Consider the following 17560-nt stretch of genomic DNA (forward strand, 5'->3'; position numbering starts at 1 on the left):
TTGCCGCTCAGGCCACGCAGGCGGTGAAGCCCGCCCGCAGGCCCTCGGCATCGAGATCGCGCCCGATGACCACGAATTCGGTGCAGCGCCGCTCGCCTTCTTTCCAGGGGCGATCGAAATCGCCATCCAGCAGCATGTGCACCGCCTGGAACACATAGCGCTCCTCCTTGCCTTCCAGCTGGATGATGCCTTTCATCCGGAACAGATCGGGTCCCCGCTCGGCCACCAGATCCGACAGCCAGGTGCCCAGCTTGTCGAGATCCATCGGCCGCTCCTCCACGAACGCCACCGAGCCCACGGCGTCGTCGTGCGCGTGGGCATGCTCCTCGGCCAGCAAGCCGGGATCGAGGCTCAGGGCCCGCTCCAGCTCGAACGCCCCCACGCCGAGAAGCTGATCGATCGGGGCATCGGCGTTGCGGGTGGTGAGCAGCCGCGCCATCGGGTTGATCGCCCGCACCCGTTGCTCGATCGCCTGGCGTTCGGCCTCCTCCACCAGATCCGCCTTGTTGAGCAGCAGCACATCGGCGAAGGCCAGCTGTTCCTGCACCTCCTCCGCCTCCCAGTGCTGCTGCACGTGCACCAGATCCACCAGGGTGATCACGGCATCAAGCCGCAGCTCATCCCGCAGGTCTTCGTCCACGAAGAAGGTCTGGATGACGGGGGCGGGATCGGCTAGGCCGGTGGTTTCGATCACTAGGTGATCGAAGCGATCCCGCCGTTTCATCAGATTGCCGATGATGCGGATCAGATCGCCACGCACGGTGCAGCAGATGCACCCATTGTTCATCTCGAAGATCTCTTCGTCGGCATCGATCACGAGCTGATTGTCGATGCCCACCTCACCGAATTCGTTCACGATCACCGCCACCTTGAGGCCGTGTTCGTGGGTGAGGATCCGGTTCGGCAGGGTGGTTTTGCCGGCGCCGAGATAACCGGTGAGCACGGTCACCGGCTGGCGATCGGCCGCTGGAACGACGCTGGTGAAGGCCAAGGCGAGGGCGGGGGCGCGGCGGGTACCGCAGAGCCCCATCAGAGTGAGAATCGTTGTCGTTGTAGCAGTGGTGCTGCCGCCTGGGTGGGGATGGCTGACCTGGTGATCGCCGGCGGCGGACCAGCGCCCGTGGCGCACCCGCCATCCGCATAACTCAGAGCGCCTTCCCGTTCAGCAGGTGGGGCGCGAGCATCAGCATCAGGCTGCGGCTCTCCAGCGGCGCGCCGTCGTGCATCCAGCGGCTGGGCTCATGGGGGATGTCCTGACCGGCCGGCAGGGCCGTGTCGATCACCCGCAGCCAGCCTTCCGGCGCCGTGGGCAGCTCGAAGTGCATGGGCTTGCTGTAGGCGTTCAGCCCGCACCAGAGCAGGGGACCGTGGGCGTGGTCGTGCAGGCTCCAGGCCAGCGTGTGCGACCAGCTGGCCCAGTCGGGTTGCTGCAGCGCCACGCCGTGCCACTCCCGCCACAGGTGATCGCCGGGCAGGCCGGCCCCCTGGACCCCTTCGGCGTAGGGGGTTTCCGGGTTCAGCAGGCTGAACAGATGGGTGCGCAGGTGCACCAGCCGTTGCAGGAAGAGCCTGAGGCCGAGGTCTTCGCCATCGGGGCGCCAGTTCATCCAGCCGAGTGGATTGTTCTGGCACCAGGTGTTGTTGTTGCCCCCCTGGCTGCGGCGCACTTCATCCCCCATCAGCAGCATCGGCACGCCCGGGGCCAGCAGCAGGGTGGCGAGCAGGTTGCGCAGCTGGCGGTTGCGCAGATCGTTCACCCCGTGGTCGGTGGTGGGACCCTCCACACCGTGGTTCCAGCTGTTGTTGTGGTTGTCGCCGTCGCGGTTGTCTTCGCCGTTGGCGAGGTTGTGCTTGCCGTTGTAACTGACCAGATCCGCCAGGGTGAAGCCGTCGTGGGCGGTGATGAAGGTGATGCTGCGCCCCACCGCCGGCGGGCGACCGCCGTAGAGATCGGGGCTGCCGGACAGGCGCTGGGCCATCGCCCAGCAGCAGCTCTCGTCGCCCTTCCAGAAGCGGCGCACGTCGTCGCGGAAGCGTCCGTTCCAGGTGCCCATGCGCCGCGCCGGGAAATCGTGGAGGCGGTAGAGGCCGCCGCAATCCCACGGCTCGCTCACCATCTTCAGATCGCTCAGCCGCGGATCCGCCTCCAGTTCCTCGAACAGGGGCGGCTGGTCGAGCGGCGCCAGGTTCTCGCCGCGCGACAGGGCGATGCCCAGGTCGAAGCGGAAGCCATCGATGCCGAGTTCCAGCGCCCAGCAGCGCAGCGCTTCCATCATCAGCTGCCGCACCAGCGGGCGGTTGGCCGCCACCGTGTTGCCGCAGCCGGTCACATCGAGGTAGTCACCGTCGGGGTTCTGGTGGTAGTAGAGGCGATCGGCGAAGCCGCGCCAGCTGAGCGTGGGGCCATCCTGGTTGCCTTCGCTGGTGTGGTTCAGCACCACATCGAGCACTACCTCCAGGCCGGCTTGGTGGCAGGCCAGCACCAGCGCCCGCACCTGGTCGCGGGCCTGCAGCGGGTCGTCGCCCAGCAGGTAGCCGTGATGGGGGGCCATCCAGCTGATCGGGCTGTAGCCCCAGTAGTTGTGGCGGCCGGGCGGGGCATCCTGCGGGTCGAAGGCCATCACCGGCAGCAGCTCCAGGGTGGTGACCCCGAGGCTCTTCAGATAGGGGATGGTGTCGATCAGGCCCAGCAGGCTGCCGCGCCGCTCCGGTGCCACCGGGCTGCTCTCGCCCTGGCTGAAGCCGGCCACGTGCAGCTCATAAACAACGGTGCGCTGCCAGCTGTGGCGCGGGCGGGGCGCGGCGTTGAAGTCGAACAGGTCGCGTTCCGTGACCACCCCCTTCAGGCAGGAGGCGGTGTTGGGCGCGGTGCCGGTGGCGTCGGCGCGGCGGTACCGCGACCAGCCGCTGATCGCCCGCGCGCAGGGATCGAGCAGCACCTTGGAAGGGTTGAAGCCGTGTGCCCCCGGCTGCAGCGGCCCGTACACGCGATAGCCATAGCAGCAGCCGATGCCCACCCCCACCACTTCCACATGCCAGTGATCGCCGGAGCGATGGCGGGCATCGAGCGGAATGATGCGGAAGGGTTCGGGCGCGTCGCCGTCGGCGAAGAGCAGCAGCTCCACCCGGGTGGCCAGCGGTGCCACCACTGAGAAGTTCACTCCCCGCACGGTGACGGCGGCGCCGAGGGGCCAGGGGTGTCCCAGGTGGGTCGAGGACACGGGCTGTGAAGTGCTGCGGTTCAAGCTAGTCGTGTGTTGCCCCTCTGGTGCGGATGTCGGCGTTCTTGCCCGCGGCGTTGGAGGAGGGGCGGCCGCCGCAGCAGGTGCTGCCCGGGCTGTGGGTGTTTCCCCCCAACCGCGACACCCAGGGGGGCACCGCCTGGCTGCTGGCATTGCCACAGCGCCCGCCCGTGCTGATCGATTGCCCGGCGCTGACGGCGGCGAACCTGGCGGCGCTGGCGGGGCCGCCGGGTGTGATCGTGCTCACCGGCCGCGCCGGCCACGGCCGCTGCCACCGCCTGCAGGAGGCGATCGGCTGGCCGGTGCTGGTACAGGAGCAGGAGGCCTACCTGCTGCCAGGGCTGCCGGAGCTGCGGCCCTTCGGCGCCGCCCATGACCTTGCTGACGACCTGCGGCTGCTGTGGACCCCGGGCCCCTCACCCGGGGCCTGCGTGCTGCATGCCACCGGCGCCCACGACCTGCTGTTCTGCGGACGGCTGCTGGTGCCGCTCGCCCCCGGGCGCCTGGGGCCGCTGCCCACCGCCCACACGTTCCACTGGCCGCGGCAGCAGCGCAGCCTGGAGCGCCTGCAGCACTGGTTGCCGGCGGGGTCGCCCCGCTGGATCGCCACCGGTGCCGGCCTGGGTGCCCTGCGCGGCGAGAAGTTGGTGCCCGGCACCGCTCCAGCGGCACAATGAGAGGTGATCAAGGGCGGCCAATCGGGAAAAACCTTGGCCAAGCAAGCGGTTTCGGTTGCCCAGGTCGCCCTTCCCCCATACGATTAGCCCGCCAGATGATCCGGCCGAGTGTCCAGCCGTTGGTTGGTCTCCGTGGTCGGTTCGTTTTCACCGCATGGCGGGAACGGCTTCTTCCGCTCCGCCCCACTCCCGCCCCTCTCCAGTTTTCTGCCCCCAGATTCCCGCCCAATGAACAAAGCTGACCTCGTCAACCTCGTTGCGGCTCGCACCGAGCTCACCAAGACCGAAGTGTCGAAGGTCGTCGACGCCGCCATCGAAACCATCATTGATTCGGTGGTCGAAGGCAAAAAGGTATCCATCCTCGGCTTCGGTTCCTTTGAAGCCCGTGAGCGTTCCGCCCGTCAGGGTCTGAACCCCAAGACCGGCGAGAAAATCGCCATCCCCGCCAAGCGCGTGCCCGCCTTCACGGCCGGCAAGCAGTTCAAGGATCAGGTTCAGGGCTGATTCCTCCCGCCTCCACCGGTCTGCCCTCTCACCTTCAGGGGCTGATCACAACGGGAGAGCAACAGCGAAGCCGCCACCACCGCGGGCGCTTCGCTCCGTCTCCCACGGGCCCCCTGCACCGCGGCAATCTGCGCACCGCCCTCGTGGCCTGGCTGGAAGCCCGGCTTCAGGGGGGTGAGCTCCTGCTCCGCATCGATGATCTCGACACCCCGCGCAACCGCGCCGGTGCCGAAGAGGCGATCCTGGCCGACCTCCGCTGGCTGGGCCTTCACTGGGATGGCCCGCCGGTGCGCCAGAGCGAGCGCACCGGCCTCTACGCCACGGCGCTCTCCGCTCTGCGCCGCCGGGGTTTGCTCTATCCCTGCCGCTGCAGCCGCCGCTTGCTGGCGGATGTGTCTGCGCCGCAGGGGGCGGTGTCGGTGTATCCGGGCTTCTGCCGCACGCGCACCCACGGCTGGGGCGTGGAGAACGGCCGCCTGCCCAGCTGGCGCCTACGTCTTCAGGACGCTCCGCTCTGTTGGCCGGAGGCGATCGCCGCTCCCGGCCGGCTTGAGGCGGCGCGCCAGGTGGGGGATGTGGTGCTGCGCCGCGCAGATGGCTTCCTGGCGTATCACCTGGCCACCGCCGTCGATGAGCTGGCGCTGGGCATCACCACGGTGGTGCGCGGCGAAGACCTCTGGGCTGCGACGGCGCCGCAGGTGGCCGTGATGCAGTGCCTCGGTGCCACGCCCCCGACCTACTGGCATGTGCCGCTGTGGCGCGATGCCCGCGGCGAACGGCTGGCCAAGCGATCGGGAGCGGAGGGGGTGGCGGGGCTGCGCGCGCAGGGGCTCGATGCGGCGGCGGTGATCGGCCTGCTGGCCGCCAGCCTGGGCCTGGTGCCGGCGGGAAGCCGCCTGAGTGCCGCGGAGTTGCTGCAGAACCTGAGCAACGAGGCGTTGAAACGGCGTTTATGCGGGAAGGCTTAAGGAAGTGGCGTCAATCCGGGGGGGCGGGCCGTCCACACTGAAATCAACACGAAAACGGGGATTGATGGGCGAACCCACACAGGCGGGCCTGCCAAAGGCGGTGCTGCCGTCAGCGCGGCGAGAGGTGGAGGCGCAGCGATGCCCGCGTTGCGGCGGCAGTGGCGTGCTGCGCCTCAGCGACCAGAAATTCCGCACCTGCCTGGATTGCCTCGGCCAGGGCCGACTGCCCCAGTTCAGCGTCGAGCCCTCGCTGGAGTACAGGCTGCGCCGTCAGGACGCCCGGGCGCTCAACGCCGACCCGCTGTCTTCTGGCGCCAGATGAAGAAAGCGGCAGTGGCCACCACAACGGCCAACGGCGCTGCGGTGAGCAGGAGCAGGATGACGGCGGTCCAATCGGTATACATCGCTGCAGGACGAACGTTGATCCATCATTCCAGCCGCCCTGCCACGCGGCGGTCGCAGGCCGTTGTGATGGCTGCTACCCGCCGCCTGGGCCGGACGGCGCTGCTGCTCGGTCTGGGCGCCGGCCTGCTCCTGCCCGCCGCCGTCCGGGCTGATGTGCGCTTCGACGACTGCGTGACCGGCAGCGACGGGAGCGTCACCTGCGACACCCGGCCGGAGGGCAACACCTTGATGGATGACGAAGCCGCCCGCTTCGGTCTGCTTGACGGCGGCGATCCGGGCTGGCCTGAGTTCGACCCGGCGGGCGATGGTGGCATGGGCGATGGCTTCGGCGACGGCTACTGGCCCTGAGCCGCAGCCGGCTTTCCGGGAAGGGCAGAACGCAAGGGTTGAAACCCAGCGCCACCCCCAGGCCCGCGCCCCTTGCCTGGCGCTCAGCAGATGCGCGGCAGCTGCTCGCCCCGGCCCAGAGCCAGGCGCCGCTGCACGCCATAGGCGTTGCGCAGCAGCACTGTCCCCCTGGCGATGGCGGGCAACAGGCGGTTGCCAGCCCCGGACTCGCTGTCTCCAGGCATCCCGGCGTCAGCCACCGCGCCGATGATCGCGGCCTCGGGCTGGAAGCCCTGCAGCACGGCCAGGGCCTGCGCCGCCTCAGCGGCGGGCAGGAACAGCACCAACCGCCCTTCGTTGGCCATCGCCAGCGGATCCAGGCCCAACAGCTCGCAGGCGCTCGCCACCGCCGGCGCGATCGGCACCGCCTCCTCTTCGATCTGCAGGAGAAGGCCTGTGTCGCGGGCGATCTCAAACAGGGCGCTGGCCAGCCCACCGCGGGTGAGATCCCGCAGGGCGTGCACCTCCAGCCCCTGCCCCAGCAGCGCCTGCACTGATGGCAGCAGCGAGGCCAGGTCGCTGCAGAGCTCCGTGCGGAAGCCCAGTTCGTGGCGTGCCGCCAGGATCGCCACCCCATGGCGTCCCAGATCGCCGCTCACCAGGATGGCGTCGCCCGGCCGCACCGCCGGCGGGCCGATGGCCGGACCCGGCCCCAGGCTGCCCACACCGCTGGTGGTGATGTACAGGCCGTCGCCCTTGCCCCGTTCCACCACCTTGGTGTCGCCGGTCAGCACCGGCACACCGCAGGCGGCGGCGGCCGTGCGGATCGAGGCGACCACCTGCCGCAGTGTGCCCATCGCCAGGCCTTCCTCCAGGATCAGGGCCAGGCTGAGCGCCAGCGGCCGGGCCCCCACCATGGCCAGATCGTTCACGGTGCCGATCACCGCCAGCCGGCCGATGTCGCCGCCGGGGAAGATCAGCGGCCGCACCACGTAGGCATCGGTGCTGAAGGCCAGCGGACCCGGGCCGGCCTTGAACGTGGCCGCGTCATGCAACACCCCATCGCCCGGCCCGAAGGCCGGCACCAGCAGCTCGGCGATCAGCTGCTGGCTGAGGCTGCCGCCGCCGCCATGACCCAGCTGCACCCGCTCAATGGCCTCGCTGTCGTCGGGGCTGGCGCTGGCCATGGGTCAGGGCTCCGCCTTGTCGGACAGGCTGCTGGCCTCCACCGCCCGGGCCAGGGGCCTGGCTGCTGCAGAGCTTTCCGCCCGATCGCCGTGGTGCCAGTAGGCGGCACACGCCCCTTCCGATGACACCATCGGCGCTCCGAGCGGGCGCTCCGGCGTGCAGGTGCGGCCGAAAGCCGGACAGGCGGTGGGCCGGGCCAGACCCTGCAGCACCTGGCCGCTGATGCAGGCCGCGGCAGCATCGGGCCCAGGCCGATGCTCGGTGGCCTGGCTGGGCAGCCGGGCGGCGTCGAGGGCGGCGTAGGGGGGGCGCAGCCGCAGGCCGCTGGCGGGAAACAGGCCGAGGCCACGCCACAACTGATCCACCGGCTCGAACACCCGGGCGATCAGGGCCCGGGCTGCCGCGTTGCCCTGCGGGCGGCAGGCACGGCCATAGGCGTTCTCCACCCGGCCCTCGCTCCGCTCCAGCTGTCGCACGCAGCGCAGCAGCCCCTCCAGCAGATCCACCGGCTCGAAGCCCGTGACCACCACCGGCACATGGAAGCGGGCACTCAGCGGCTCCAGCTCCTCGCTGCCCATCACCGCGCAGACATGGCCGGCGGCCAGGAAGCCTTGCACGCGGTTGTGCGGGGAGGCCAGCAGGGCCTCCATCGCCGGAGCAATCCGCACGTGGCCCACCAGCAGCGCCAGGTTGCTGCTGCCACAGCACCAGGCCTGATGGGCCAGCAGCGCCGTGGCCGGTGCGGTGGTTTCAAAGCCCACCGCGAAGAACACCACCTGCTGCCCTGGGGAATCGCGGGCGATCGCCAGCGCATCGAGGGGCGAGGTGACGACCCGGACGCAGGCCCCCGCCGCCCGCAGATCCAGCAGGCTGCGGCCATCGGAACCGGGTACCCGCAGCATGTCCCCGTAGGAGCAGAGGATCACCCCCGGGCGGGCTGCCAGCTCCAGGGCGCGATCGATCGTGGCCGCCGGGGTGACGCACACCGGGCAGCCGGGGCCGTGGATCAGCTCCAACCCCTCGGGCAGCAGCCGGTCGAGGCCGTGGCGCAGCAGCGCGTGGGTCTGCCCGCCGCAGACCTCCATCAGGGTCCAGGGGCGGCTGATGGCCTGCTGCAACTGCCCCACCAGCTGCTGCACCGCCTCCGGCTGGCGGTAGGGGGCGAGTGGGTTCACCCGGCCCCGGGCGCCGGCAGGGCGGCCAGCTGGCGGTAGTGCTCCCAGCGGGCGTCCACCTGCTGCTGGGCCAGCAGCGCCAGGCGCTCTGCCTGCTCCGGATCGCTGTCGCTGAGGCTGCGAAAGCGGTTCTCGCGGGCCATCGCTTCAGCCACCGGCAGCGAGGGGGTGCGGCAATCGAGCACCAGGGGATTCAGGCCCGCAGCGCTGCGGCGCGGGTCGTGGCGGTAGAGCAGCCAGCGGCCCGACTCCACGGCCTGCCGTTGCTGGCTCATGCCCTTGGCCATGTCGATGCCGTGGGCGATGCAGTGGGAGTAGGCCAGGATCAGCGAAGGCCCCGCAAACGATTCGGCCTCCAGGAAGGCCCGCAGGGTGTGCTCGTCGCGGGCGCCCATCGCCACGCTGGCCACGTAGACGTTGCCATAGCTCATCGCCATCAGGCCCAGATCCTTCTTGGCGGTGCGCTTGCCGCCACTGGCGAACTTGGCGACGGCACCGATCGGGGTGGCCTTCGACATCTGCCCGCCGGTGTTGGAGTAGAGCTCGGTGTCAAGCACCAGCAGGTTCACGTCCTGGCCGCTGGCGAGCACCTGGTCGATGCCGCCCGCGTCGATGTCGTAGGCCCAGCCGTCGCCGCCGATCATCCACACGCTGCGCTTGGTCAGATCGTCGGCCAGGGCGAGCAGCGCCTCGATCTCCGCCTGCCGCTCCGGCGCCTGCTGCACCTGCCCCAGCCGCCCGCGCAGCTCCACAACCCGCTGCCGCTGCTCGAAGATCCCCGTTTCCCCGCTCTGATCCGCCTGGATCAGAGCCTCTGCCAGCTCCGGCGGCACCGGCGCCTCGCTGCCCCCGTCGCCGGGTTCGGCCAGGCGACGCAGCAGGCGCACGGCGGTGGTGTGCCGCTGGTCGTAGGCCACGCGGAAGCCCAGCCCGAACTCGGCGTTGTCTTCGAACAGGGAGTTGGACCAGGCCGGCCCGCGGCCCTCGCCGTTGCAGCTCCAGGGGGTGGTGGGCAGGTTGCCGCCATAGATCGACGAGCAGCCGGTGGCGTTGGCCACCACCATCCGGTCGCCGAACAGCTGGGTGGCGAGTTTGATGTAGGGGGTTTCGCCGCAGCCGGCGCAGGCGCCGGAAAATTCGAACAGCGGCTCCTGCAGCTGCTGCTGGCCGATGTGGCGCAGGTTCAGCTGGCTGCGCTCGGTGTCGGGTAGCTGCAGGAAGAACTCCCAGGCGCCGCGGGCCTGCTCGCGCAGGGGGCGCTGCGGCGCCATGTTGATGGCCTTGTGGCTGGGCGTGTCCCGCTCGCGTGCCGGGCAGACCTCCACGCAGAGGGCGCAGCCGGTGCAGTCCTCAACCGCCACCTGCAGGGTGAAGCGGTTGGCGCTGCCGTGCGGTTCGCGGGCCGGCGCGCTCAGGAAGCCCGGCGGTGCCGCCGCCAGCGCGGCTGGCTCCACCACCTTGGCGCGGATCACTGCATGGGGGCACACCATCACGCATTTGCCGCACTGCACGCACAGCTGCTCCTCCCAGACCGGCACGCTGTCGGCAATGTTGCGCTTTTCCCAACGGGCGGTGCCGCAGGGGTAGGTGCCATCGGCGGGCAGGGCGCTGACCGGCAGCTGATCGCCCTGGCGGGCCAGCTGGGGCACGATCACGCTGCGCACGAAGGCGGGGGCGGCGGCGAAGCGATCGGCCTCCGGCTCGGGCGGGCCGGCTGGGTCCTCCGCCGGAATCGGCACCGGCAGCAGCCGTGCCAGGGCGGCATCGACGGCCTGCAGGTTGCGCTGCACCACCGACTCTCCCTTGTGGCCGTAGCTGTGGCGGATCGCGGCGCGGATCGCCTCCAGCGCCTGCTCCAGCGGCATCACCCCGGCGAGCGAGAAGAAGCAGGTCTGCATCACGGTGTTGATGCGTTCGCCCAGCTCGAAGTCGCGCGCAATCGCGGCGGCATGGATGGCGAACACGCGCAGCTGCCTGGCGCGGATCCGGGCGCGCACCGCCGCTGGCAGCAGCTCCCAGATCTGTCCGGCCTCCCAGGGGCTGTTCAGCAGCAGGGTGGCGCCGGGGCGCGCCGTGCTCAGCAGGTCGAAGCGGCTGAGGAAATCCCACTGGTGGCAAGCCACCAGATCGGCCCGCCCCACCAGGTGGGTGGCGTGGATCGGTCGAGGCCCGAAGCGCAGATGCGACTCCGTGACCGAACCGGATTTCTTCGAGTCGTAGACGAAGTAGCCCTGGGCGTGCAGGTCTGTTCCCTCGCCGATGATCTTGATCGTGTTCTTGCTGGCGCCCACGCTGCCGTCGGCGCCGAGCCCGTAGATCACGGCCTGGAACTCCCCCTCCGTTTCGGCGCGGAAGCTGGTGTCCACCGGCAGGGAACGGTGGGTGAGGTCGTCCTCGATGCCGACGCTGAAGGAATGGGGCGCCGCGTGGCCGCGCAGGGCCTCCAGCACCGCCTTCACCATCGCCGGGTTGAACTCCTTCGAGGCCAGGCCGTAGCGCCCGCCCACCACCCGGGGCTGCGGTCTGGCGTCGGTGGCGGCGGTCCGCCCCCAGCAGCGCCGCACCGCATCGCTCACATCGAGGTACAGCGGGTCGCCGCCGGCGCCCGGTTCCTTGCAGCGATCCAGCACGGCGATCGCGCGCACGCTGGCCGGCAGCGCCGCCACCAGCCGCTCGGCGCTGAACGGCCGGTAGAGCCGCACCTTCAGCACCCCCACCCGCTCGCCGCTGGCGATGAGGGCATCGACCGTGAGCTGGGCCGTCTCGCAGCCTGAGCCCATCAGCACCAGCACCCGCTCCGCCAGCGGATCGCCGTGATACTCGAACAGCCGGTAGGCGCGCCCGGTGAGTGCGGCGAAGCGGTCCATCGCCTGCTGCACCAGCGCCGGGGCGGCGTCGTGGAAGGGGTTGGCCGCTTCACGGGCCTGAAAGGCCACATCAGGGTTGTGGCTGGTGCCACGGATCACGGGATGGTCGGGGCTCAGCCCCCGGGCCCGGTGGGCGGCGATCAGCCCCACCGGAATCAGGGCGGCCAGGGTGGCATCGGAGAGCGGCACCACCGTGTGCAGTTCGTGGGAGGTGCGGAAGCCGTCGAAGAAATGCAGGAAGGGCAGGCGCGTGTTCAAGCTGGCCAGGGTGGCGATGGCGGCGAAGTCGCCGGCCTCCTGCACCGACGCCGAGCAGAGCAGGGCGCAGCCGCTGCCGCGGGTGGCCATCACGTCGCTGTGGTCCCCGAAGATCGACAGCGCCTGACCCGCCAGGGCCCGGGCAGCCACGTGCACCACCGTGCTGGTGAGTTCACCGGCGATCTTGTAGAGGTTGGGCAGCATCAGCAGCAGCCCCTGTGACGCCGTGAAGGTGGTGGCGAGCGCTCCGGCCTGCAGGGCGCCATGCAGCACACCGGCGGCCCCCCCCTCGCTCTGCATCTCCACCACGGTGGGCACGCTGCCCCAGAGGTTGGGGCGGCCGGCCGCGGCCCAGCCATCGGCCCATTCCCCCATCGGCGTGGCCGGGGTGATCGGGTAGATCGCCATCACCTCGTTCAGCCGGTAGGCCACGCGCGCCACGGCTTCATTGCCATCGACGGTGACGCTGCCATCAGTGCGGGGCAGGCTCATGACTCCACCACCACGCTGAGCGCGAAACCCACGTGCACAAGCAGCAGATCGCCGGGGCGGGCCTCCGGCACACAGGCCAGGCTCACCTCCCGCTGCACGCCGGAGAACTCCACCACGCCCACCCGCCAGAGCGCGTCGTCGTCGCTGTCTTCGCCGTCGCCGCCAGCGTGCTGCGCGAGGTCGGCCGGGCGGCGGTGCTCGATCCGGATCAGCTCACCCGGCACAGCCAGACACATCACGCACCTCCGCCGCCAGCGGCGGCCTCCGCAGGGTCTGCTTCTCCTCTATAGAGCGAGAAACGGCGCCTGAACCCCCGGCTCTGTGCCTTCCTCACATGCCGACCAGGCCAGCGCCAGCAGCTGGCCGAGGGCGAGGCCGCCGTCGTTGCAGGGCACCCGCTGGGGCCACACCGCTTCAACGCCGGCGTCCGCCAGCGCCGCCACGGCCAGCTCCAGCAGCAGGCGGTTCTGGAAGCAGCCGCCGCTCAGCAGCAGGCGCTGCAGTTGCAGTCGCTGCGCCAGCTCCACCAGCAGGGCCGCCAGGGCGCGGTGAAAGGCCAGCGCGATCGACGGCACGGGGCGGCCGCGGGCGAGGTCGTCGAGCACGGAAGTCAGCAGGGGGTGCCAGTCGAGCAGCCACGGTGCGGCCACGCCGCTGGCAGCGGCAGCAGGTGCTGCGGCGCAGATGGGGAGGCTGTAGGCCGGCCAGCCTGGCGGTTCCGGTGCATCGCGCGCGGCCTCGGCCGCCACCTGCAGCCGCAGTGCCCCCTGCCCTTCGAAGCTGCAGCGCTGCACCAGGCCGAGCAGCGAGGCGAGGGCGTCGAACAGGCGGCCCATGCTCGTGCAGAGCGGCGCCTTCAGGCCTGTCTCCATGAGGCGCTCCAGCAGTTGCTGCTCCCCGTCGCCGAAGGCGGCCCGGGTGGCCGGCGGGGTGTGGGCCTGGCTGTCCGCCCCGAAGGCGGCGACCAGCAGCCCGAGTGCGGCGCGGCGCGGTTCCCGCAGGGCCCGTTCGCCGCCGGGCAGGGGGAAGGGCCGCAGCCGCGCCAGGTGCGTGAAGCCGAGAGCGGCGCCCGCCCGCGGGGGCTCCAGCCGCAGGCACTCGCTGCCCCAGAGCAGACCGTCGGGGCCGAAGCCGGCGCCATCCCAGGCCACGCCTGTGGCCGGCAGCGGCAGACCGTGCTCCGCCAGGCAGGCCAGCAGGTGGGCGTGATGGTGCTGCACGGCGAGCACCGGAAGACCGCCCCAGGCTTCCGCCAGCTCGCGGCCGAGGCGGTGCGCGCTGTAGCCGGGGTGCAGGTCGACGGCGAGCCGCGCCGGGCGCAGCTGCTGGCGTTCCAGCCAGCTGAGCAGGCTGCCGGTCAGCCGCCGTTCGCCGGCCAGCGTGCCGAGATCGCCGAGATGGGGCCCCAGCAGTGCCTGCCTGCCCTGGCCGATGGCGATGGCACTTTTCACCTGGCCGCCCATGGCCAGCAGCACGTTGGCCGGTGGCGGCGTCGGATCCGGCAACGCGATGGCGGTGGGTGCGGTGCCACGTGCCTGGCGCAGCACCATCACTGTTCCGGCCACCACCTGGGCCACGCCGTCGTCGACGGGGTTGGCGATCGGCCGGTTGTGGCTGAGCAGACCATCGGCGAGGTCCGTGAGCAGGTCCAGCCCATCGGCCTCGCTGAAGCCCAGCGGTTCGCCCGAGCGGTTGCCGCTCGTGCATACAAGCGGCTCCCCCACCGCCTCCAGCAGCAGGGCGTGCAGGGGCGAGGCCGGCAGCATCACCCCCAGCCAGGGGGTGTGGGGGGCGACCCCGTCGGCGAGGGGGGCGGCGCGCCGCCGCAGCAGCACGATCGGTGCCGCCGGCCCCACCAGCAGCCGCGCCTCCGCCGCCGACACCTGGCAATGACGCCGCGCCCAGGCCAGGTGGGGAACCAGCACGGCAAAGGGTTGCTCAGGGCGCCCTTTGCGGCGCCGAAGCTCAGCGACGGCCACCGCTGAAGCAGCCCGCACCAGCAGCTGAAAGCCCCCCACCCCCTGCAGGGCCACCACCTGGTCGCACTGCAACGCCGCCGCCGCTGCCGCCAGCGCGGCGGCGCCAGGCTCGCAGTCGCTGCCGATCCCGCCGGCGTCCCGCTGCCGCCAGCTCAGCTGCGGTCCGCAGGCGGGGCAGCCGATCGTCTGGGCGTGAAAGCGGCGGTCGCCCGGATCGTGAAACTCATGGCGGCAGGCGGCGCAGAGTTCAAATCCGGCCAGGGTGGTGTGGGCCCGCTCGAACGGCAGGGCGCGCAGCAGGCTGTAGCGCGGCCCGCAATGGGCGCAGCTGTTGAAGGCATACCCATAGTGGCGGTTGCGTGGATCACGCAGCTCGGCGCGGCAGGCGCCGCAGGGGGCCAGATCGGCCGGAACCAGGCCCGTGAGCGCGCTGGTGGGGTCGGAGCCACAGGCGGAATCCGGGTGCGGCCCGCTGGCGGGGGCTGCCGGCAGGATCCTGAACACGTCCGGCTCTTCCCCCAGCATCTCGCGCTGCTCCTCTCTCGGCGCCCCCGCAGGCGCAGCCAGGGGCGCCAACCAGCGACGCGCCAGGCGGTCGATGCGGCTGTGCGGCGGGCGGCGGGTCTCCAGCGCCTGCAGGAAGGCCTCCAGCGCGGCGGCGCTCCCCTCCACTTCGATCGACACCCCGCCTGGGGTGTTGGTGACCCAGCCGGCCAGTTGCTGCTGCGACGCCAGCCGATGCACGAACGGCCGGAAGCCCACGCCTTGCACGACCCCCTCAATGTCGAGCCTCAGGCGCCGCCGGGGGGCGCCGCTCATGCGCAGGCCGGGACTGCACCCTGGCGCTGGTGCTCCAGCCAGTGCAGCAGCGCCTCGAGGCCGGCACCGGTGCGGGCCGAGAGTTCGAAGAGGCGGGCGTGGGGCGCCACCACTGCCAGGTGGGCCAGAGCGACGGCGCGATCGAAGCCCACGGCCGCGGCGAGGTCCGTTTTGTTGATCACCACCGCATCGGCGGAGTGGAACAGGGCCGGGTACTTGAGTGGCTTGTCTTCCCCTTCGGTCACCGAGAGCACGGCGATCCGCAGCTGTTCGCCCAGATCGAAGGCGGTGGGGCACACCAGGTTGCCCACGTTCTCGATCAGCAGCAGCTCCATGCCGCCGCTGTCGAGCTGATCGAAGGCTCCCGCCACCAGCGACGCTTCCAGGTGGCACAGGTCGCCCGTCTGGATCTGCACGGCGCGGGCGCCGGCGGCCTGCAGGCGGCGGGCGTCATTGTCGGTGGCGAGATCGCCCACGATCACCCCCACCGGGCCGTGCCGCCACCGGGGTGCGACAGCTTCGAGCAGGGCGGTCTTTCCGGCGCCGGGAGCCGAGAGCACATTCACCACCAGCAGGCCGGCGGCCGCGAAGCGCTCGCGGTTGCGCGCGGCGTTGCTGTCGTTGCGCTCCAGCAGGTTGTGGCGCAGCAGCAGGCTTCGCGGCGCGGAGGCTGCCGTCACGCTGGTCATCGGCTGGCCGCAGGAGCAGTGGGAGCACATGGCGCAGCCGGCGGCGATGGTTCCAGTCTGGAGAGACGGCCGCAGCCCGGCCCACCGGCGTAGCCCTTCCTCACCGTGGACCGGCGCCGGGCAAGAGGGCTGCTGCTTGACGAGGCAGAAGCTGCTGCACCCAAACGGCCCTGCTCGATCAACTGCGCACTGCCATCACTCAACCAGCAGCGCACTGCTCCCGTTCCAGCAATAGCGCACGATTCAGCCAGTCAGCGCTTCTGGCTGGCGGCTCTCAGGCTTTCCTCGAACTTGATCGCCGGCAGAAACAACGCGTATTCCCACCCTTCTCCAGCAGACCGATCCTTTTTGGCGATGACATCCTGGCGCGGCGAGCCTTTGCCTTCTGCGCCCGCATAGCGCTCCACAGCATGAAAGACCACCGCTCTGGCATAGGCATAAGCGAGCAGGTAGAGGGCGAACGCGCCAAGCAGAACGGCCGGAAGCTTTCTGAGCTGAGACATAAAGAGAAGGGGTTTGGCGGTGTGCTCTCGGTGAGTATCACGCCCGATCCGTGGGAATGGCACGAGGAACAATGCCGAGGAGGCGGTGGGGCGGCAGTGCGGCAGAGGAAATGCATTGGCTCGCTCCAATTGTCGTATAGAGCGCTTCGGAGTCGGGGAGGTTGTCTGGCTGGTGACGTTCTTGCCCGCTGAACGTTCTGACTGTTCAGCACTTGAGGCTGCCAAAACCTTTGCCCATGTCAGGGCTTCAATCAGGCCAGCTTATCCCCCATTCAAGCCCTTCGCTGTTGAGGAAGCTTCGGCTTCCATGGTTTCATTGCTGCTGCAGTCTGCAACTATGCGCTGTCTTGTGGCTGGCGCGGAGTCGTGGGTGAAAGGAAAAATTCAGCGCCTATGCCGAGCAATCGTTCGCTCTGATCAACCTTCTGTGTCGACCAATTGTTTCTATCGTGATGCCGCTTCATTGCAGGGGGCTTCGTCGGGCTCGGCCAGGGCTGCTTCACCCCACCCTGCTCCTGTTGCACTACCGCCAAGTCCCAAGAAACCCCCCCCCCGCCTCCCGATCCCTGCGCTCCGATCCCTGAGCGCAGCCGGCGCCAAGACCCTCCTTAAACTCCACCAGCTGTTGAGTGATCCAGTGAATGGGTTCCTTGGCCTCGAGCGGCCCTGGTTGTCGGAGCGGCTGGTGGCCTGGCCGATCCTCGCCAGCCGCGAGCTGCTGCGGGAGTCGGCACTGAGCGTGCGGGTGTTCGGCCTGCCGGTCCTGCTGGTGCGGGGTGCGATGGGCGGGTGTCAGCCCACATCGATGCCTGCCCCCACCGGCTCGTGTCATTTTCCTGTGCGGGCACGCCGGCGCAGGTGAAGGGTTCGGTCGTGCGCTGCCCTTACCACTTCCAGGAGTTCGATCAGGACGGCCGCTGCGTGCGCACCCTCCATGGCGAGGCCGGCTCGGCCGAGCATCTGGTGTCCCTGCCGCTGCGGGAGTGGGGGGGATCCCTCTGGCTGCCGGCGGGGCGCAGCCTGTTCGAAGCGGCCGATCCCGCCGCCTGGCAGACGCCCGAGGTGGAGGCCGCCCTGCAGGGGGCGCGGTTGCCGGGGGAATTTGAAGCTGAGCTGCTCCAGCCGTACCGATCCCCTGCCCCTGTTCCACTACCGCTACCCGGTGGGCCCCTGGGAGATCGCCCGGCTGCCGCCTGAGAGCCTGGCTGAGCGGTGCGGGTAGTGATCCGGCGCGGCGTGGGGCTCCCCATCGGCTCCGCGCCAGAGCACCAGCGCTTCTCCCAGCAGCTCCACCGCCACCGGCGCGTCGCCCAGCTGATCCAGCGGCAGCACCGGGTACCAGAACGGACGCAGCAGGGCGGGATCCAGCGGCATGGCGGAGTAGCTCACAGGCATGGGAGGGGCACGGCAGCACGCCTGGGCGCCATCCTTGCCGGCTCCCAGGGATCTGGCACGGCGGTTCTGGCG

The 17560-nt window shown here is 70.5% G+C and carries 17 protein-coding genes; 7 read left to right on the forward strand and 10 right to left on the reverse strand.

Annotated elements, in window-relative coordinates; genetic code table 11:
- Nucleotides 1-7 precede the first annotated feature (7 nt).
- Nucleotides 8-1030: a GTP-binding protein gene (locus KQ303_RS08305; RefSeq protein ID WP_259729925.1), complete on the reverse strand. Its 1023-nt coding sequence runs from the start codon at nt 1028-1030 to the stop codon at nt 8-10.
- Between the two features lie 115 nt (nt 1031-1145).
- Nucleotides 1146-3221, reverse strand: a complete 2076-nt coding sequence (locus KQ303_RS08310; protein WP_259729926.1) for a glycogen-debranching protein — start codon at nt 3219-3221, stop codon at nt 1146-1148.
- A 53-nt stretch (nt 3222-3274) separates the two neighbouring features.
- On the opposite strand from KQ303_RS08310, the gene KQ303_RS08315 reads away from it, so the two are divergent.
- The 5 genes from KQ303_RS08315 to KQ303_RS08335 all read left to right on the forward strand — a co-directional run bounded on the left by KQ303_RS08315 (nt 3275) and on the right by KQ303_RS08335 (nt 6144).
- The gene (locus tag KQ303_RS08315) at nt 3275-3919 is read left to right on the forward strand and encodes an MBL fold metallo-hydrolase (protein WP_259729927.1); all 645 of its coding nucleotides are present in this window, start codon (nt 3275-3277) and stop codon (nt 3917-3919) included.
- A 228-nt stretch (nt 3920-4147) separates the two neighbouring features.
- Entirely contained in the window at nt 4148-4423 is a 276-nt protein-coding gene (locus tag KQ303_RS08320) for an HU family DNA-binding protein (protein WP_094510083.1), read from the forward strand.
- Nucleotides 4423-5391 (forward strand): tRNA glutamyl-Q(34) synthetase GluQRS, encoded by a 969-nt coding sequence (gluQRS, locus tag KQ303_RS08325; RefSeq protein ID WP_399233278.1) that lies wholly within the window; start codon nt 4423-4425, stop codon nt 5389-5391. The genes KQ303_RS08320 and gluQRS overlap by 1 nt, the downstream gene beginning before the upstream one ends.
- A 64-nt stretch (nt 5392-5455) precedes the next feature.
- A complete protein-coding gene (locus tag KQ303_RS08330; protein ID WP_259729928.1) occupies nt 5456-5713 on the forward strand; it encodes a hypothetical protein in 258 nt (85 codons plus the stop codon).
- A gap of 149 nt (nt 5714-5862) precedes the next feature.
- A complete protein-coding gene (locus KQ303_RS08335) occupies nt 5863-6144 on the forward strand; it encodes a hypothetical protein (protein WP_094510088.1) in 282 nt (93 codons plus the stop codon).
- An 83-nt stretch (nt 6145-6227) separates the two neighbouring features.
- Here KQ303_RS08335 and hypE read toward each other — a convergent pair whose 3' ends face one another.
- The 7 genes from hypE to KQ303_RS08370 all read right to left on the reverse strand — a co-directional run bounded on the left by hypE (nt 6228) and on the right by KQ303_RS08370 (nt 16165).
- The gene (gene hypE, locus KQ303_RS08340; RefSeq protein ID WP_259729929.1) at nt 6228-7310 is read right to left on the reverse strand and encodes a hydrogenase expression/formation protein HypE; all 1083 of its coding nucleotides are present in this window, start codon (nt 7308-7310) and stop codon (nt 6228-6230) included.
- 3 nt (nt 7311-7313) lie between these two features.
- Nucleotides 7314-8486 carry a hydrogenase formation protein HypD gene (hypD, locus tag KQ303_RS08345; protein WP_259729930.1) on the reverse strand — a complete coding sequence of 391 codons (1173 nt, stop codon included), beginning with the start codon at nt 8484-8486 and terminating at the stop codon, nt 7314-7316.
- Nucleotides 8483-12103 (reverse strand): pyruvate:ferredoxin (flavodoxin) oxidoreductase, encoded by a 3621-nt coding sequence (nifJ, locus tag KQ303_RS08350; protein WP_259729931.1) that lies wholly within the window; start codon nt 12101-12103, stop codon nt 8483-8485. The genes hypD and nifJ overlap by 4 nt, the downstream gene beginning before the upstream one ends.
- Nucleotides 12100-12339 carry a HypC/HybG/HupF family hydrogenase formation chaperone gene (locus tag KQ303_RS08355; protein ID WP_259729932.1) on the reverse strand — a complete coding sequence of 80 codons (240 nt, stop codon included), beginning with the start codon at nt 12337-12339 and terminating at the stop codon, nt 12100-12102. The genes nifJ and KQ303_RS08355 overlap by 4 nt, the downstream gene beginning before the upstream one ends.
- Nucleotides 12340-12387: 48 nt before the next feature.
- Nucleotides 12388-14901: a carbamoyltransferase HypF gene (gene hypF / locus KQ303_RS08360; protein ID WP_259729933.1), complete on the reverse strand. Its 2514-nt coding sequence runs from the start codon at nt 14899-14901 to the stop codon at nt 12388-12390.
- The gene (gene hypB / locus KQ303_RS08365; RefSeq protein ID WP_259729934.1) at nt 14898-15590 is read right to left on the reverse strand and encodes a hydrogenase nickel incorporation protein HypB; all 693 of its coding nucleotides are present in this window, start codon (nt 15588-15590) and stop codon (nt 14898-14900) included. The genes hypF and hypB overlap by 4 nt, the downstream gene beginning before the upstream one ends.
- 251 nt (nt 15591-15841) lie before the next feature.
- Complete coding sequence (locus KQ303_RS08370) at nt 15842-16165, reverse strand: hypothetical protein (protein ID WP_259729935.1); 324 nt, start codon at nt 16163-16165, stop codon at nt 15842-15844.
- 553 nt (nt 16166-16718) lie between these two features.
- On the opposite strand from KQ303_RS08370, the gene KQ303_RS08375 reads away from it, so the two are divergent.
- Entirely contained in the window at nt 16719-16955 is a 237-nt protein-coding gene (locus tag KQ303_RS08375; protein ID WP_259729936.1) for a hypothetical protein, read from the forward strand.
- On the forward strand, nt 16919-17290 hold the full coding sequence (locus KQ303_RS08380) for a hypothetical protein (RefSeq protein WP_259729937.1): 372 nt from the start codon (nt 16919-16921) through the stop codon (nt 17288-17290). Before KQ303_RS08375 ends, KQ303_RS08380 begins: the two co-directional genes overlap by 37 nt.
- Here the strand turns inward: KQ303_RS08380 and KQ303_RS08385 are convergent.
- Nucleotides 17249-17488 (reverse strand): Rieske 2Fe-2S domain-containing protein, encoded by a 240-nt coding sequence (locus KQ303_RS08385; protein WP_259729938.1) that lies wholly within the window; start codon nt 17486-17488, stop codon nt 17249-17251. The two genes, KQ303_RS08380 and KQ303_RS08385, sit on opposite strands and share 42 nt — an antisense overlap.
- Nucleotides 17489-17560 lie beyond the last annotated feature (72 nt).

The sequence above is a fragment of the Synechococcus sp. CS-1333 genome (assembly GCF_025128015.1).
In the GTDB taxonomy this organism is placed as follows: Bacteria; Cyanobacteriota; Cyanobacteriia; order PCC-6307; family Cyanobiaceae; genus MW101C3.

Coding starts and splice junctions, on each gene's coding strand:
- KQ303_RS08305 (WP_259729925.1), bottom strand. CDS start 1,030: ATGGGGCTCTGCGGTACCCGCCGCGCCCCCGCCCTCGCCTTGGCCTTC.
- KQ303_RS08315 (WP_259729927.1), top strand. CDS start 3,275: ATGTCGGCGTTCTTGCCCGCGGCGTTGGAGGAGGGGCGGCCGCCGCAG.
- KQ303_RS08320 (WP_094510083.1), top strand. CDS start 4,148: ATGAACAAAGCTGACCTCGTCAACCTCGTTGCGGCTCGCACCGAGCTC.
- KQ303_RS08330 (WP_259729928.1), top strand. CDS start 5,456: ATGGGCGAACCCACACAGGCGGGCCTGCCAAAGGCGGTGCTGCCGTCA.
- KQ303_RS08335 (WP_094510088.1), top strand. CDS start 5,863: ATGGCTGCTACCCGCCGCCTGGGCCGGACGGCGCTGCTGCTCGGTCTG.
- hypE (WP_259729929.1), bottom strand. CDS start 7,310: ATGGCCAGCGCCAGCCCCGACGACAGCGAGGCCATTGAGCGGGTGCAG.
- nifJ (WP_259729931.1), bottom strand. CDS start 12,103: ATGAGCCTGCCCCGCACTGATGGCAGCGTCACCGTCGATGGCAATGAA.
- KQ303_RS08355 (WP_259729932.1), bottom strand. CDS start 12,339: ATGTGTCTGGCTGTGCCGGGTGAGCTGATCCGGATCGAGCACCGCCGC.
- hypF (WP_259729933.1), bottom strand. CDS start 14,901: ATGAGCGGCGCCCCCCGGCGGCGCCTGAGGCTCGACATTGAGGGGGTC.
- hypB (WP_259729934.1), bottom strand. CDS start 15,590: ATGACCAGCGTGACGGCAGCCTCCGCGCCGCGAAGCCTGCTGCTGCGC.
- KQ303_RS08385 (WP_259729938.1), bottom strand. CDS start 17,488: ATGCCTGTGAGCTACTCCGCCATGCCGCTGGATCCCGCCCTGCTGCGT.